Annotated in this window: 12 protein-coding genes, 2 tRNA genes, 2 rRNA genes and 1 riboswitch; of the genes, 10 read left to right on the top strand and 6 right to left on the bottom strand. The window is 54.8% G+C overall.

The window, feature by feature from the left end:
- Window position 1: 1 nt before the first annotated feature.
- The 3 genes from thiE to FGI04_RS17495 form a co-directional block, all read right to left on the bottom strand.
- Window positions 2–637, bottom strand: coding sequence for a thiamine phosphate synthase (thiE, locus tag FGI04_RS17505; RefSeq protein WP_407322141.1), 636 nt, complete (start codon window positions 635–637; stop codon window positions 2–4).
- The gene (gene thiC, locus FGI04_RS17500; protein WP_407337040.1) at window positions 637–2,598 is read right to left on the bottom strand and encodes a phosphomethylpyrimidine synthase ThiC; all 1,962 of its coding nucleotides are present in this window, start codon (window positions 2,596–2,598) and stop codon (window positions 637–639) included. Before thiC ends, thiE begins: the two co-directional genes overlap by 1 nt.
- A gap of 16 nt (window positions 2,599–2,614) precedes the next feature.
- A complete protein-coding gene (locus tag FGI04_RS17495) occupies window positions 2,615–2,743 on the bottom strand; it encodes a hypothetical protein (RefSeq protein ID WP_282597469.1) in 129 nt (42 codons plus the stop codon).
- Window positions 2,736–2,851: riboswitch (TPP riboswitch) on the bottom strand. It overlaps the preceding gene by 8 nt.
- A 261-nt stretch (window positions 2,852–3,112) precedes the next feature.
- On the opposite strand from FGI04_RS17495, the gene nudC reads away from it, so the two are divergent.
- From nudC to FGI04_RS17465, 6 genes are all read left to right on the top strand, one after another.
- Window positions 3,113–3,886 carry an NAD(+) diphosphatase gene (gene nudC, locus FGI04_RS17490; RefSeq protein ID WP_342700682.1) on the top strand — a complete coding sequence of 258 codons (774 nt, stop codon included), beginning with the start codon at window positions 3,113–3,115 and terminating at the stop codon, window positions 3,884–3,886.
- Between the two features lie 55 nt (window positions 3,887–3,941).
- Window positions 3,942–5,015, top strand: a complete 1,074-nt coding sequence (hemE, locus tag FGI04_RS17485; RefSeq protein WP_168364719.1) for a uroporphyrinogen decarboxylase — start codon at window positions 3,942–3,944, stop codon at window positions 5,013–5,015.
- Window positions 5,015–5,689 (top strand): deoxyribonuclease V, encoded by a 675-nt coding sequence (nfi, locus tag FGI04_RS17480; RefSeq protein WP_342700681.1) that lies wholly within the window; start codon window positions 5,015–5,017, stop codon window positions 5,687–5,689. Before hemE ends, nfi begins: the two co-directional genes overlap by 1 nt.
- 91 nt (window positions 5,690–5,780) lie before the next feature.
- On the top strand, window positions 5,781–6,371 hold the full coding sequence (locus FGI04_RS17475) for a YjaG family protein (protein WP_342700680.1): 591 nt from the start codon (window positions 5,781–5,783) through the stop codon (window positions 6,369–6,371).
- A gap of 187 nt (window positions 6,372–6,558) precedes the next feature.
- Window positions 6,559–6,831 carry a nucleoid-associated protein HU-alpha gene (gene hupA / locus FGI04_RS17470; protein ID WP_012882985.1) on the top strand — a complete coding sequence of 91 codons (273 nt, stop codon included), beginning with the start codon at window positions 6,559–6,561 and terminating at the stop codon, window positions 6,829–6,831.
- A 4-nt stretch (window positions 6,832–6,835) separates the two neighbouring features.
- Complete coding sequence (locus FGI04_RS17465) at window positions 6,836–7,546, top strand: DUF1481 domain-containing protein (RefSeq protein WP_342700679.1); 711 nt, start codon at window positions 6,836–6,838, stop codon at window positions 7,544–7,546.
- An 87-nt stretch (window positions 7,547–7,633) separates the two neighbouring features.
- Here the strand turns inward: FGI04_RS17465 and purD are convergent, their stop codons facing one another.
- The 3 genes from purD to FGI04_RS17450 all read right to left on the bottom strand — a co-directional run bounded on the left by purD (window position 7,634) and on the right by FGI04_RS17450 (window position 11,051).
- The gene (purD, locus tag FGI04_RS17460) at window positions 7,634–8,923 is read right to left on the bottom strand and encodes a phosphoribosylamine--glycine ligase (RefSeq protein WP_342700678.1); all 1,290 of its coding nucleotides are present in this window, start codon (window positions 8,921–8,923) and stop codon (window positions 7,634–7,636) included.
- A gap of 15 nt (window positions 8,924–8,938) precedes the next feature.
- Entirely contained in the window at window positions 8,939–10,528 is a 1,590-nt protein-coding gene (gene purH, locus FGI04_RS17455) for a bifunctional phosphoribosylaminoimidazolecarboxamide formyltransferase/IMP cyclohydrolase (protein WP_038906764.1), read from the bottom strand.
- A 271-nt stretch (window positions 10,529–10,799) separates the two neighbouring features.
- On the bottom strand, window positions 10,800–11,051 hold the full coding sequence (locus FGI04_RS17450; protein WP_434964871.1) for a hypothetical protein: 252 nt from the start codon (window positions 11,049–11,051) through the stop codon (window positions 10,800–10,802).
- Between the two features lie 212 nt (window positions 11,052–11,263).
- Here FGI04_RS17450 and FGI04_RS17445 point away from each other — a divergent pair.
- From FGI04_RS17445 to FGI04_RS17430, 4 genes are all read left to right on the top strand, one after another.
- Window positions 11,264–12,805 (top strand): 16S ribosomal RNA (locus tag FGI04_RS17445).
- Between the two features lie 69 nt (window positions 12,806–12,874).
- Window positions 12,875–12,951 (top strand) — tRNA-Ile (locus tag FGI04_RS17440).
- Window positions 12,952–13,063: 112 nt separating this feature from the next.
- Window positions 13,064–13,139 (top strand) — tRNA-Ala (locus FGI04_RS17435).
- Between the two features lie 167 nt (window positions 13,140–13,306).
- Window positions 13,307–16,212: ribosomal RNA gene (locus FGI04_RS17430) — 23S ribosomal RNA — on the top strand.
- The 16S and 23S rRNA genes sit together here with 2 tRNA genes alongside, the layout of an rRNA operon.
- Window positions 16,213–16,325: the final 113 nt, after the last annotated feature.

Genomic DNA, 16,325 nt, shown 5'->3' with positions numbered 1-16,325 from the left:
GTTACGCCTCCCGTCCTTCTATCAATTGCAGCAACGTCGCGGTCGCGGCGCGCCAGTCAGCGGCCTGAGTGATGGCGCTGACCACGGCGATGCTACCGACCCCGGTTTCCAGCACGGCGGGTACCCGGTCAATGCTGATACCGCCGATAGCGACGGTGGGAAAGCGCCCGTTCAATGCATGAATATGACGGGCCAACTCCACCAGACCTTGCGGTGCTGATGGCATGGCTTTGGTTTGAGTCGGGAAAATATGGCCCAGTGCGATGTAGGACGGCGACAGGGCGACGGCGCGTGCCAGCTCAGCATCGTCATGGGTAGAGACACCCAGACGTAACCCGGCGGCGTGGATTGCCGCCAGATCGGCCGTATCAAGATCCTCCTGACCCAGGTGTACGCCGTATGCCTGATGCCTGACGGCCAGTTGCCAGTAATCGTTGATAAACAGCCGGGCCTGATACTGACGGCCAAGCGCAATCGCCCGGATGATGTCCGGCTCGGCCTGCTCCGCTGGCTGGTCTTTGATGCGTAGCTGGATAGTACGAACCCCCGCGTCCAGCAGGCGTTCAATCCATACCACGCTATCGACCACCGGATAAAGCCCCAGTCGGGCGTCAGTGGTGGGAAACGCGCGGTTCATCAGCGTTCCTCCTGCGGCAGGCTGGTAGCGGTGTGGTACAGCTCGCTACCGCGAGCGCGGAATTCGGCGGACATGTTTGCCATGCCGACGTCGATCGGTTGCGCTTCCTGACGGGCGGCGTAGTCACGTACTTCCTGTGTAATCTTCATCGAACAGAATTTCGGTCCGCACATCGAGCAGAAATGCGCGACTTTGCCAGATTCCTGCGGCAGGGTTTCATCGTGGTAGGCGCGAGCGGTTTCCGGATCCAGCGCCAGATTGAACTGGTCTTCCCAGCGGAATTCAAAGCGAGCCTTGGACATGGCGTTGTCGCGGATCTGCGCGCCGGGGTGCCCCTTCGCCAGATCGGCGGCGTGGGCCGCGATCTTATAGGCGATAAGCCCTTGTTTAACGTCGTTCTTATTCGGTAACCCCAGGTGTTCTTTCGGGGTGACGTAGCACAGCATGGCACAGCCGAACCAGCCGATCATCGCCGCGCCGATACCCGACGTGAAGTGGTCATAGCCCGGCGCGATATCCGTGGTGAGCGGGCCCAGCGTGTAGAACGGTGCTTCATGGCAGTGTTCCAGCTCTTCGGTCATGTTGCGGCGGATCATCTGCATCGGGACATGACCGGGGCCTTCGATCATCACCTGCACATCGTATTCCCAGGCGACCTTAGTCAGTTCCCCCAGTGTGTGCAGTTCGGCGAACTGCGCTTCGTCATTGGCATCCTGAATCGAGCCGGGGCGCAGGCCATCGCCCAATGACAGGGCGACGTCATAGGCGCTACAGATTTCGCAAATTTCGCGGAAATGCTGGTAGAGGAAGTTTTCCTGATGGTACGACAGGCACCATTTCGCCATGATGGAGCCGCCGCGTGACACAATGCCCGTCAGGCGTTTGGCGGTCATCGGGACATAGCGCAACAACACTCCTGCATGAATGGTGAAATAATCCACCCCCTGTTCCGCCTGTTCCAGCAAGGTGTCGCGGAACAGTTCCCAGGTGAGGTTTTCCGCGATGCCGTTGACCTTTTCCAGCGCCTGATAGATAGGCACTGTGCCGATCGGCACCGGGCTGTTGCGCAGGATCCACTCGCGGGTTTCATGAATATAGCGCCCGGTGGATAAGTCCATCACCGTGTCCGCACCCCAGCGTGTTGCCCACACCAGTTTCTCGACTTCTTCCTCAATCGAAGAGGTCACCGCGGAGTTGCCGATATTGGCGTTCACTTTCACCAGAAAATTACGGCCGATGACCATCGGTTCCGATTCCGGGTGATTAATGTTGGCGGGGATAATCGCACGCCCGGCCGCGACTTCCTGACGAACGAATTCCGGTGTGATGTCGTCCGGCAGCAATGCGCCGAAACTGTGGCCCGGATGCTGCTGGCGCAGAACCTCGCCGCGAATACGCTCACGTCCCATATTTTCGCGGATGGCGATGAATTCCATCTCTGGCGTGATGATCCCCTGACGAGCGTAATGCAACTGGGTGACGCGACGTCCCACTTTGGCGCGTCTGGGGTGCGGCAGGTGTTCAAAACGCAGGTGGTCAAGACCACTATCCGCCAGCCGTTGTTGGGTAAAGCCGGAGCTGACGTGTGATAAGGTTTCCGTGTCGTCGCGTTCGGCAATCCAGTCGGCCCGCAGTTTGCCAAGCCCACGGTGTACATCTGGGGTGATAGCAGGGTCGCCGTAGGGACCGGCGGTATCATAAACCGGCACCGCCTCGTTAGGTTCATAGCGCGGATTGTCGCGGCTACCGCCCACCAGCGTTGGGCTTAGCTGAATTTCCCGCATGGGTACGCGAATATCCGGACGTGAGCCGGTCAAATAAATCCGCTGTGAGTTTGGGAAGGTTGAGCCGCGCAGCGTATCAATAAACTGCTGCGCGGCAGCACGTTGTTCACGACGACCGGACGGTGTTTTTTCTCCAGAAGCCGTCAGCTCCGTGGACAGTTTGGATTCGGTAGACATAGCAAGTTCCTGTTCATTAAATGGGAAGATTGCTTGTCTGGAGTTCGGAGGGAGTAATCGCCGGATGCTGGCTGGCAACGGCAGAGGGCGTGTTGCCCAGACTGTTGCGCCCGTTCCCCTGAATGGTGTTGGGGGGCGATATCATTACTCTTGTTCCCTTCGCAGGTATTAACCTGATCAGGTTCCGCGGATCCCGAATTAACGGTCTCAGCCCACGCGCCATCAGGCGTGTTGGGCACTCCGACAAGATAGGGCCCCTTGCGGGGCGTAAAACTCGTGGTCAATTAAAACGATTAACCACTGCAAAACTACAGCTACTTTATGCGCTGTGCTGCGGTGGCGTCAATGAACGAATATCCGCCGTGTCTGGTATTCCTCTGGGGGATGTGCATTGCCAAGGCTTCACCCGCGCCGGATAATGCCTGACGGAATGTCGTCATGTTGACAAGGTCGATGAAAACACCAACGGGCTGCCTGACAGGCCAGCCTGATAATAAGCGGGGCGATAAAAGAGATGGAAGTGACGCTGAAAGGTGAAGAAAGCGGGTGGTGGGTGGTATATCACCGCCACCAGATCTGGCTGCCCCAGGGCGAGTTACCGAAAGGAACGGCAGCGCAGTGGCAGCTGCAACAGCGTTCTGCCCGTCAGGTTGGCGAATGGCTGGGAGAACCGGTATGGCTGGTGCTACAGGAGAAGGCGAGCGACATGGGGTCGGTACGTGAACTGCTGAGTCAGGATGCCGGGCTGTTCCAGTTGGCGGGCCGTGCGGTGCAACTGGCGGAATTCTACCGTTCGCACCGATTTTGCGGTTACTGCGGCCATGAAATGTCAGCCAGTACTACTGAACTGGCCTGCCTGTGTCACCACTGCAAAGAGCGTTACTATCCGCAAATCGCCCCTTGTGTGATTGTGGCTATCCGTCATCACGACAAAATTTTGCTGGCGCAGCATTTACGCCACAAAGGCAATATGTACACCACGTTGGCCGGTTTCGTTGAAGTAGGGGAAACGCTGGAACAGGCGGTGGCGCGGGAAGTGATGGAAGAGAGCAATGTCCGCGTCAAAAACCTGCGTTATGTCAGTTCACAGCCGTGGCCGTTCCCGCATTCGCTGATGATGGCGTTCATGGCCGATTATGACGGGGGAGAACTGAAGCATGACCCGTCTGAACTGCGGGATGCTAACTGGTTTCGTTATGACCGCTTGCCGGAATTGCCGCCACCGGGTACGGTAGCCCGGCGTTTGATTGAAGACACGGTCGTACTGTGCCGTGAGGTTGATCAGTGATCGGCCATTGTCAGCGACAATCATGCCTGCACGCAGGCGTTACAAGGAAAAGACCATGACTGATCTGAAAAATGATCGCTATTTGCGTGCGCTGTTGCGCCAGCCTGTGGATGTGACTCCGGTATGGATGATGCGTCAGGCAGGGCGTTACCTGCCTGAGTACCGTGCGACTCGCTCGCAAGCCGGTGATTTTATGTCGCTGTGCAAGAATGCCGAGCTTGCCTGTGAAGTGACGTTACAGCCGCTGCGGCGTTATAGCCTTGATGCCGCTATCCTGTTTTCCGATATTCTCACTGTACCGGATGCGATGGGGTTGGGGCTCTATTTTGAAGCGGGGGAAGGGCCGCGCTTTACCTCACCGGTGACCAGCCATGCCGACGTGAAAAAACTGCCGATACCGGACCCGGAACTTGAACTGGGTTACGTGATGAACGCGGTACGGACTATTCGTCGCAATCTGGCTGGCGCGGTACCGCTAATCGGTTTTTCCGGCAGTCCATGGACGCTGGCGACGTATATGGTTGAAGGCGGTAGCAGCAAAGCCTTTACCGTCATCAAAAAAATGATGTTTGCCGAGCCGCATACGCTGCATTTACTGCTGGATAAGCTGGCGGATAGCGTCACGCTTTACCTGAATGCCCAGATTCGAGCCGGGGCGCAGGCGGTGATGATTTTTGATACCTGGGGTGGCGCACTCAGTGGCCCGGCTTACCGTGAATTTTCGCTACACTACATGCATAAAATTGTCGATGGCTTGCAGCGTGAACATGATGGTCGTCGTGTACCGGTGACGTTGTTTACCAAAGGCGGTGGTCAGTGGCTGGAAGCGATGGCGGATACCGGTTGTGATGCGCTGGGGCTCGACTGGACGACGGATATTGCCGATGCACGGCGTCGTGTGGGAGACCGGGTTGCGCTACAGGGCAATATGGACCCGTCGATGTTGTATGCACCACCTGCCCGTATTGAGCAGGAGGTCGCCACCATTCTGGCGGGCTTCGGTTCTGGCAATGGTCATGTGTTTAACCTGGGGCATGGTATCCATCAGGATGTGCCGCCGGAGCATGCCGGTGTCTTCGTTGAAGCGGTACACCGTTTATCTGCACCGTATCATCAGGACATGGCCTGATGGATATACCGGCATTGCGCGCTGAGCAATGTGACAAAGCGGCGTTGGTGATTCGTCACGATGATGTGCCTTTTGAACAACCGACGTTGATTGCCGGTGCGGATGTCGGTTTCGAACAGGAAGGCGCGGTAACCCGTGCGGCGATAGCGGTACTGGCTTATCCGTTGCTACAACTGGTGGAATACCAGATTGCGCGCATTCCGACGGTGATGCCTTATATCCCCGGTTTTTTGTCGTTTCGTGAGTATCCGGCGTTGATGGCGGCATGGGAACAATTACAACACCGGCCGGATTTGCTGTTTGTCGATGGACACGGCGTGTCTCATCCTCGTCGCCTGGGGGTGGCCAGTCATTTCGGTTTGCTGGTCAACGTGCCGACGATCGGTGTTGCCAAGCGCCGATTGTGTGGGCAGTTTTCGCCGCTGGCAGACGCAGCAGGCAGCCGACAGCCGTTGCTGGATAAAAATGAACAGATCGGCTGGGTATGGCGTAGCAAGGTGCGCTGCAACCCGTTGTTTGTCTCCACCGGTCATCGTGTCGGTATGGACAGCGCGTTACAGTGGGTCATGCGCTGCATGAACGGGTATCGTCTGCCGGAGCCGACCCGCTGGGCGGATGCTGTGGCATCAAACCGTCCGGCGTTTCAACGCTGGCAACGTGAGGCCGGGCTGTAGGATAATGCCGGGCAGTAAACTTTAGGAATTCAGGTATATGGCAGTGTGGTGATTTTCGTTACACTGCCGCCCATTATTATTGAGATAAACAATGTTACGTAACCCGATCCATTTGCGTCTGGAAAAACTGGCAAGCTGGCAGCATGTCACCTTTATGGCTTGCCTTTGTGAACGTATGTACCCCAACTACTATGAGTTCTGCCAGCAGACCGGGTTTGGGGATGCACAACTCTACCGGCGCATACTGGATTTGGTATGGGAAACGCAGGTCGTTAAAGACGCTAAGGTCAATTTCGACAGCCAGTTAGAAAAACTGGAAGATGCCATCCCCGCGCCGGATGATTACGATATTTATGGCGTTTATCCGGCCATTGATGCTTGTGTGGCGCTGAGTGAATTACTGCATTCGCGTCTGAGTGGTGAAACGCTGGAACATGCGGTGACCATTAGCGAAACGTCGATTCGTACCGTAGCGATGCTGGAAATGACGCAAGCCGGTCGGGAAATGACCGATGAAGAGTTAAAGGACTTGCCCGCAGTTGAAGAAGAATGGGATATCCAGTGGGAGATTTTCCGCCTGCTGGCCGACTGCGAAGAACGCGATATTGAGCTGATAAAAGGACTGCGCGCCGACCTGCGTGAAGCTGGAGTCAGCAACATTGGGATAAATTTGTATCAATAACGCGATAAAACGTGATTTAAGGCCTGAAATGGCCTGTCTTTAGGCTTCACATCCGCACCCTGTCTGGTCTACATTTGGGGGGCGTAATAAAAGTGGCTGTCGGTGCGTGTATGCAGGAGAGTGCTGTTATGGCATTTCCGTCGCACTCGATGCTTAGCAAGCGATAAACACACTGTAAGGATAACTTATGAATAAGACTCAACTGATTGATGTAATTGCTGACAAAGCTGACCTTTCCAAGACCCAGGCTAAAGCTGCTCTGGAAGCTACCCTGGCAGCGATTACTGAGTCTCTGAAAGAAGGTGATGCAGTACAATTAGTTGGTTTTGGTACTTTCAAAGTCAATCATCGTAATGAGCGCACTGGCCGCAACCCGCAGACTGGTAAAGAAATCAAAATCGCTGCCGCTAATGTGCCCGCGTTTGTATCTGGTAAGGCATTGAAAGACGCTGTTAAATAAGCGCATGCTGATACAAGGTTTAAGCAGAGGGGCGATTTCGCCCCTTTTGCTTTTCTTCAGACGATATATTCGGGTGGTTGTTCCGGTGCTGGTGTGCTGGCTGACCGCCTGTAGTTCGCATTCGCCGACGCCTGCCGTGTTTGCCAGTGGTTATCTGGCTGATCGCGGTGTAGTCAGGTTATGGCGCAAGGACGACACGCAACAACATCTCACCACGCTGGTGACGGTATTCAGTTCGTTGCAAGGCAACGATGTCAAAACAACCCTGTATCGCTTCCAGCAGGGCGTATTGCGCGAGGTGCAGCAGACAGCCACTTCGCCGTCACAAGGAGAAGTCAGGCTGCGTTTTGATCAGTCTGGAAACGTGAGCTTTATGCAGCGCCAGTTGCCAGATCGCCGCGAATCTCTCTCGGAAGACGATATTGCGTTGTATCAGTTTGACGCCCGACGTTTGCTGGAGCTAAGCGATTCGCTGCGAACGGGTAAGGTGTCACTGATACAGGGCCGCTGGAAGGCAGGTCAGGTGACCACATGCGATGGAAAAGCGGTACGTCCCGATTTTGATCGCGCTTCACTGGCCTGGATTGCCCAACAAAACGAACATGCTGGTGGACCACTTGGCATCGCCTGGCTGGAGTCGCCGGAAGGTACGCAATTGTTGCAGGTAGCCGAAGCCGATTTTTGTCGCTGGGAGCCAACTGCTGAAACGTGGTAGTCAGGGAATGCTGGCCCCGGAAAGAGTGGGTGCATGAAGGCAAAAAATAAGGGGCCGCAGCCCCTTGTTAAAGCGGAATACTGGTGGTCAGGCTTTCTGTTCACGTGCGATGGCGCGATAGCCAATATCGCTGCGGCAGAAACTGCCTTCCCAATGGATGGGTTTAGCCAGTTCGTAAGCGCGTTGCTGCGCATCGGCAACGCTGTGGCCCAGTGCTGTTACGCACAACACGCGTCCGCCGTTAGTCACGACATCATCGCCATTAAGCCGGGTACCAGCGTGGAACACTTTTCCGTCGGTTGCTTCCTGGGTCGGCAGGCCGGAAATGACGTCACCGGTGCGGTAATCCCCTGGATAGCCGCCTGCAGCCAACACCACACCCAGTGATGGACGGGCATCCCAGTCAGAGGTTTTCTCATCCAGTTTGCCGTCGCACGCCGCCAGACAGAGTTCCACCAGATCGGATTTCAGACGCAGCATGATAGGCTGCGTTTCCGGGTCACCGAAACGGCAGTTGAATTCGATCACCTTCGGCTGACCATCTGGGGAGATCATCAGGCCAGCGTACAAGAATCCGGTATACACGTTGCCTTCGGCCGCCATGCCGCGCACGGTTGGCCAAATAATCTGATCCATGACCCGCTGGTGGACGTCATCTGTTACTACCGGTGCAGGTGAGTAAGCGCCCATGCCACCGGTGTTAGGACCGGAATCCTGGTCACCTACACGTTTGTGGTCCTGACTGGTCGCCATCGGCAGTACGTGTTCGCCATCCACCATGACGATGAAGCTGGCTTCTTCGCCATCAAGAAACTCTTCGACCACGATGCGGTGACCCGCATCGCCAAACGCGTTACCTGCCAACATATCGGTGGCCGCGTTTTCCGCTTCTTCCAGCGTCATAGCAACAATGACACCTTTGCCCGCGGCCAGACCGTCTGCTTTGATAACAATCGGCGCACCTTGGCGACGGATATACTCCAGCGCAGGTTCAATCTCGGTGAAATTTTGGTATTCCGCGGTTGGAATATGCTGGCGAGCCAGAAAGTCCTTGGTAAAGGCTTTGGAACCTTCCAACTGGGCTGCCGCCTGCGTTGGGCCGAAAATCTTCAGGCCCGCGGCGCGGAATGCGTCGACGACACCGATGACCAGCGGCGCTTCCGGGCCAACGATAGTCAGGCCAATCGCGTTCTGGCGAGCGAAATCCAGCAGTGCCGGGATGTCTGTCGCGGCAATATTTACGTTTTCCAGCGCGGGCTCCAGGGCAGTGCCCGCATTACCCGGCGCCACATAGACTTTATCAGCCAACGGAGACTGGGCCGCTTTCCAGGCCAGTGCGTGTTCGCGACCGCCATTACCAATAATCAAAATATTCATTGTTATAGCCCCGGATTAGTGACGGAAATGGCGCATGTCGGTAAACAGCATCGCAATGCCGTGCTCGTTAGCAGCAGCGATGACTTCGTCATCGCGAATGGAACCGCCAGGCTGAATCACACACGTGATACCAACGGCAGCAGCGGCATCGATACCATCACGGAACGGGAAGAATGCGTCGGATGCCATGACGGAACCCTTCACTTCCAACCCTTCGTCACTGGCTTTGATACCTGCGATTTTGGCCGAGTAAACGCGGCTCATTTGACCGGCACCGATACCGATAGTCATGTTATCGCGAGCATACACAATGGCGTTGGATTTAACGAATTTCGCCACTTTCCAGCAGAACAAGGCATCACGCAGTTCGGTCTGCGTCGGCTGGCGTTCGGTGACGACGCGCAGTTGAGCAGCGTCTACCATGCCTAAATCGCGATCCTGCACCAACAGGCCACCGTTGACGCGTTTGAAATCCAGACCGGAGACACGTTGCTGCCACTGGCCGCAGATCAGTACACGGACGTTTTGCTTGGCGGCAGTAACCTTCAGCGCAGCATCGCTGGCGGCAGGCGCAATAATCACTTCAACGAACTGACGACTGATAATGGCTTGTGCGGTGGCTTCATCCAATTCGCGGTTAAACGCGATGATCCCACCGAACGCCGATGTTGGGTCGGTTTTGTAGGCGCGCTCATAAGCGTCCAGAATCGAATCACCGATCGCCACGCCACAGGGGTTGGCATGCTTAACGATAACGCAGGCGGGTTCGGCGAATTCTTTCACGCATTCCAGCGCAGCATCGGTATCCGCGATGTTGTTGTAGGAAAGGGCTTTACCTTGTACTTGTTGCGCGGTAGCCACCGATGCCTCAGAGACATGCTCTTCTATATAGAAGGCGGCCTGCTGGTGGCTGTTTTCACCGTAACGCATATCCTGCTTTTTAATAAAGTTCAGGTTTAGCGTGCGAGGGAAACGACCAGCAGGCTGAGTGGTATCGCCATGATAGGCCGGAACCTTGCTGCCAAAATAGTTGGCGATCATGCTGTCATAAGCGGCGGTATGTTCGAATGCCTTGATAGCCAGATCAAAACGGGTTTCGTAAGTCAGAGAACCGTCGTTGGCATCCATCTCCTCGATGATTGCCGTGTAGTCGCTGCTTTTGACGACAATCGCCACGTCATTATGGTTCTTGGCGGCGGAGCGCACCATGGTCGGCCCGCCGATATCAATATTTTCCACGGCGTCTTCCAGCGTACAGTCGGCTTTAGCGACGGTCTGGGCAAACGGGTAGAGATTGACGACCACCATGTCGATTGGCTGGATATGATGCTGCGCCATAACGGCATCATCCTGGCCGCGACGGCCCAGAATACCGCCATGCACTTTGGGGTGCAGGGTTTTGACACGTCCGTCCATCATTTCTGGAAAACCCGTGTAATCGGAAACCTCTGTTACCGGCAGACCCGCGTTGGCCAGCAGACGCGCTGTACCCCCGGTAGAGAGCAGTTCAATGCCACGCTGTGACAAAGACTGGGCAAATTCAACGATACCGGCTTTATCAGATACGCTGAGCAAAGCACGACGGATAGGACGACGTTGTTGCATGATGGTTTGATCCCCTGACTAGGTTCTTACTTTAAAGAGCGTTACGTGAATCGTTACGTGAATAGTGACAGTCATATAAAAAAATACGGATTGGTCGCCAATATTCAGCTAACGCACCCACGAAATATGTGTCATTCATCAGGGGAGGAATTGTAGCGAAAACGTTTGCGTGATGCTCGCCAAATTTCAAAAAATGCCTGGGTTGTGGATAACTCTGTGCAAAATAAGGTATAAGCGGGGCTTTTGCTGTGGAATGCAGCGAACGCGCAATTTAATCAAAAATACCGGTTGCGGTCGGCGATGAACGCCCTATAATGCGACCCCACTGACACGGCAACAGCGGCAACAGCGGCAACAGCGGCAACAGCGGCAACAGCGGCAACAGCGGCAACAGCGGCAACAGCGGCAACAGCGGCAACAGCGGCAACAGCGGCAACAGCGGCAACAGCGGCAACAGCGGCAACAGCGGCAACAGCGGCGCGGTGTCAGGAAGCGGAAACGAAAATAATCGTTGACACTTCATGAGGAAAGCGTAGTATACGCCACCTCGCGACAGCAGGCTCAGGCCGGTCGCACTGCTCTTTAACAATCAATCAGACAATCTGTGTGGGCACTCGCAGGACACTTCACTAAAAATATTTAGTGAAAGTCTTGAAGAGTGACAACAGTTAATTCATTACGAATAAACAGTAAATTCTTTGAGCACCGTTTTCTTCGGAAAACACATCAAACTTTAAATTGAAGAGTTTGATCATGGCTCAGATTGAACGCTGGCGGCAGGCCTAACACATGCAAGTCGAGCGGCAGCGGGGGGAAGCTTGCTTCCCCGCCGGCGAGCGGCGGACGGGTGAGTAATGTCTGGGAAACTGCCTGATGGAGGGGGATAACTACTGGAAACGGTAGCTAATACCGCATAACGTCGCAAGACCAAAGAGGGGGACCTTCGGGCCTCTTGCCATCGGATGTGCCCAGATGGGATTAGCTAGTAGGTGGGGTAAAGGCTCACCTAGGCGACGATCCCTAGCTGGTCTGAGAGGATGACCAGCCACACTGGAACTGAGACACGGTCCAGACTCCTACGGGAGGCAGCAGTGGGGAATATTGCACAATGGGGGAAACCCTGATGCAGCCATGCCGCGTGTGTGAAGAAGGCCTTCGGGTTGTAAAGCACTTTCAGCGGGGAGGAAGGGGGTAAGGTTAATACCTTTACCCATTGACGTTACCCGCAGAAGAAGCACCGGCTAACTCCGTGCCAGCAGCCGCGGTAATACGGAGGGTGCAAGCGTTAATCGGAATGACTGGGCGTAAAGCGCACGCAGGCGGTCTGTTAAGTTGGATGTGAAATCCCCGGGCTTAACCTGGGAACTGCATTCAAAACTGACAGGCTAGAGTCTCGTAGAGGGGGGTAGAATTCCAGGTGTAGCGGTGAAATGCGTAGAGATCTGGAGGAATACCGGTGGCGAAGGCGGCCCCCTGGACGAAGACTGACGCTCAGGTGCGAAAGCGTGGGGAGCAAACAGGATTAGATACCCTGGTAGTCCACGCTGTAAACGATGTCGATTTGGAGGTTGTGGTCTTGAACCGTGGCTTCCGGAGCTAACGCGTTAAATCGACCGCCTGGGGAGTACGGCCGCAAGGTTAAAACTCAAATGAATTGACGGGGGCCCGCACAAGCGGTGGAGCATGTGGTTTAATTCGATGCAACGCGAAGAACCTTACCTACTCTTGACATCCACAGGATCCGGCAGAGATGCTGGAGTGCCTTCGGGAACTGTGAGACAGGTGCTGCATGGCTGTCGTCAGCTCGTGTTGTGAAATGTTGGGTTAAGTCCCGCAACGAGCGCAACCCTTATCCTTTGTTGCCAGCACTTCGGGTGGGAACTCAAGGGAGACTGCCGGTGATAAACCGGAGGAAGGTGGGGATGACGTCAAGTCATCATGGCCCTTACGAGTAGGGCTACACACGTGCTACAATGGCGTATACAAAGAGAAGCGACCTCGCGAGAGCAAGCGGACCTCATAAAGTACGTCGTAGTCCGGATTGGAGTCTGCAACTCGACTCCATGAAGTCGGAATCGCTAGTAATCGTAGATCAGAATGCTACGGTGAATACGTTCCCGGGCCTTGTACACACCGCCCGTCACACCATGGGAGTGGGTTGCAAAAGAAGTAGGTAGCTTAACCTTCGGGAGGGCGCTTACCACTTTGTGATTCATGACTGGGGTGAAGTCGTAACAAGGTAACCGTAGGGGAACCTGCGGTTGGATCACCTCCTTACCGAGTAGAAGTGCCTGCGTGGTGTCCACACAGATTGTCTGATGAAGAAGATGAGCAGTAAAACCTTATAGGCTTGTAGCTCAGGTGGTTAGAGCGCACCCCTGATAAGGGTGAGGTCGGTGGTTCAAGTCCACTCAGGCCTACCAGATTTCTCCTGATACTGCGTTGTGACATCACTCGCATATTGATGTATGCGTCGTTATTCCACGCCTTGTCTCAGAAGAAATGGCGGGTAAAGGTTTACGTGTTGCATTCTATGGGGCTATAGCTCAGCTGGGAGAGCGCCTGCTTTGCACGCAGGAGGTCTGCGGTTCGATCCCGCATAGCTCCACCATTTACGAATGACTTCAGAGTGTACTGGCAACAGTATGCTGCGAAGTATTCTGCTCTTTAACAATCCGGAACAAGCTGAAAAATTGAAACGACAGCATGTGAATGAGAATTCATGTGTTGTTCGAGTCTCTCAAAATACTCGCATCCCGAGACACTTTCGGGTTGTGAGGTTAAGCGACTAAGCGTACACGGTGGATGCCTAGGCAGTCAGAGGCGATGAAGGGCGTGCTAATCTGCGAAAAGCGTCGGCAAGGTGATATGAACCGTTATACCCGACGATACCCGAATGGGGAAACCCAGTGTGACTTGTCACACTATCATTAACTGAATCCATAGGTTAATGAGGCGAACCGGGGGAACTGAAACATCTCAGTACCCCGAGGAAAAGAAATCAACCGAGATTCCCCCAGTAGCGGCGAGCGAACGGGGAGGAGCCCAGAACCTGAATCGGCTTGTGTGTCAGTGGAAGCGTCTGGAAAGGCGCACGGTACAGGGTGACAGTCCCGTACACGAAGATGCACAGGTCGTGAGTTCGATGAGTAGGGCGGGACACGTGGTATCCTGTCTGAACATGGGGGGACCATCCTCCAAGGCTAAATACTCCTGACTGACCGATAGTGAACCAGTACCGTGAGGGAAAGGCGAAAAGAACCCCGGCGAGGGGAGTGAAATAGAACCTGAAACCGTGTACGTACAAGCAGTGGGAGCACCTTTTAGGTGTGACTGCGTACCTTTTGTATAATGGGTCAGCGACTTATATTCTGTAGCAAGGTTAACCGAATAGGGGAGCCGCAGGGAAACCGAGTCTTAACTGGGCGTCTAGTTGCAGGGTATAGACCCGAAACCCGGTGATCTAGCCATGGGCAGGTTGAAGGTTGGGTAACACTAACTGGAGGACCGAACCGACTAATGTTGAAAAATTAGCGGATGACTTGTGGCTGGGGGTGAAAGGCCAATCAAACCGGGAGATAGCTGGTTCTCCCCGAAAGCTATTTAGGTAGCGCCTCGTGAACTCATCTTCGGGGGTAGAGCACTGTTTCGGCTAGGGGGCCATCCCGGCTTACCAACCCGATGCAAACTGCGAATACCGAAGAATGTTATCACGGGAGACACACGGCGGGTGCTAACGTCCGTCGTGAAGAGGGAAACAACCCAGACCGCCAGCTAAGGTCCCAAAGTCATGGTTAAGTGGGAAACGATGTGGGAAGGCCCAGACAGCCAGGATGTTGGCTTAGAAGCAGCCATCATTTAAAGAAAGCGTAATAGCTCACTGGTCGAGTCGGCCTGCGCGGAAGATGTAACGGGGCTAAAACCATGCACCGAAGCTGCGGCAGCGACACTATGTGTTGTTGGGTAGGGGAGCGTTCTGTAAGCCGGTGAAGGTGGCCTGTGAGGGCTGCTGGAGGTATCAGAAGTGCGAATGCTGACATAAGTAACGATAATGCGGGTGAAAAACCCGCACGCCGGAAGACCAAGGGTTCCTGTCCAACGTTAATCGGGGCAGGGTGAGTCGACCCCTAAGGCGAGGCTGAAAAGCGTAGTCGATGGGAAACAGGTTAATATTCCTGTACTTGGTGTTACTGCGAAGGGGGGACGGAGAAGGCTATGTCATCCGGGCGACGGTTGTCCCGGTTTAAGCGTGCAGGTGGGTGGACCAGGCAAATCCGGTCTGCTGTCAACACTGAGGCGTGATGACGAGGCACTACGGTGCTGAAGTGACAGATGCCCTGCTTCCAGGAAAAGCCTCTAAGCATCAGGTAACATTGAATCGTACCCCAAACCGACACAGGTGGTCAGGTAGAGAATACTCAGGCGCTTGAGAGAACTCGGGTGAAGGAACTAGGCAAAATGGTGCCGTAACTTCGGGAGAAGGCACGCTCCTGTTGGTGAAGTCCCTTGCGGATGGAGCTGACGGGAGTCGCAGATACCAGCTGGCTGCAACTGTTTAATAAAAACACAGCACTGTGCAAACACGAAAGTGGACGTATACGGTGTGACGCCTGCCCGGTGCCGGAAGGTTAATTGATGGGGTTATCCGTAAGGAGAAGCTCTTGATCGAAGCCCCGGTAAACGGCGGCCGTAACTATAACGGTCCTAAGGTAGCGAAATTCCTTGTCGGGTAAGTTCCGACCTGCACGAATGGCGTAATGATGGCCAGGCTGTCTCCACCCGAGACTCAGTGAAATTGAACTCGCTGTGAAGATGCAGTGTACCCGCGGCAAGACGGAAAGACCCCGTGAACCTTTACTATAGCTTGACACTGAACCTTGAGCCTTGATGTGTAGGATAGGTGGGAGGCTTTGAAGTGTGGACGCCAGTCTGCATGGAGCCAACCTTGAAATACCACCCTTTAATGTTTGATGTTCTAACCTGGGCCCGTCATCCGGGCTGGGGACAGTGTCTGGTGGGTAGTTTGACTGGGGCGGTCTCCTCCCAAAGAGTAACGGAGGAGCACGAAGGTTAGCTAATCCTGGTCGGACATCAGGAGGTTAGTGCAAAGGCATAAGCTAGCTTGACTGCGAGAGTGACGGCTCGAGCAGGTGCGAAAGCAGGTCTTAGTGATCCGGTGGTTCTGAATGGAAGGGCCATCGCTCAACGGATAAAAGGTACTCCGGGGATAACAGGCTGATACCGCCCAAGAGTTCATATCGACGGCGGTGTTTGGCACCTCGATGTCGGCTCATCACATCCTGGGGCTGAAGTAGGTCCCAAGGGTATGGCTGTTCGCCATTTAAAGTGGTACGCGAGCTGGGTTTAGAACGTCGTGAGACAGTTCGGTCCCTATCTGCCGTGGGCGTTGGAAGATTGAGGGGGGTTGCTCCTAGTACGAGAGGACCGGAGTGAACGCACCGCTGGTGTTCGGGTTGTCATGCCAATGGCACTGCCCGGTAGCTACGTGCGGAAGAGATAACCGCTGAAAGCATCTAAGCGGGAAACTTGCCCCGAGATGAGTCTTCCCTGGGAACTTGATTCCCCGGAAGGGACGTTCGAGACGAGGACGTTGATAGGCTGGGTGTGTAAGCGTAGTGATACGTTGAGCTAACCAGTACTAATGACCCGAGAGGCTTAACCTTACAACACCGAAGGTGTTTTGGTGAGAGAGACGGAATTTTTAGCTTGTTCGAGGATTGGATGGCGTGGTGTAGCGATACACGGCGACATGAAGAATCAGGACGTTGAAAGACGT

The organism is Dickeya ananatis (assembly GCF_019464615.1).
Lineage (GTDB): Bacteria > Pseudomonadota > Gammaproteobacteria > Enterobacterales > Enterobacteriaceae > Dickeya > Dickeya oryzae.
This window is presented reverse-complemented; position numbering and strand designations above follow the sequence as displayed.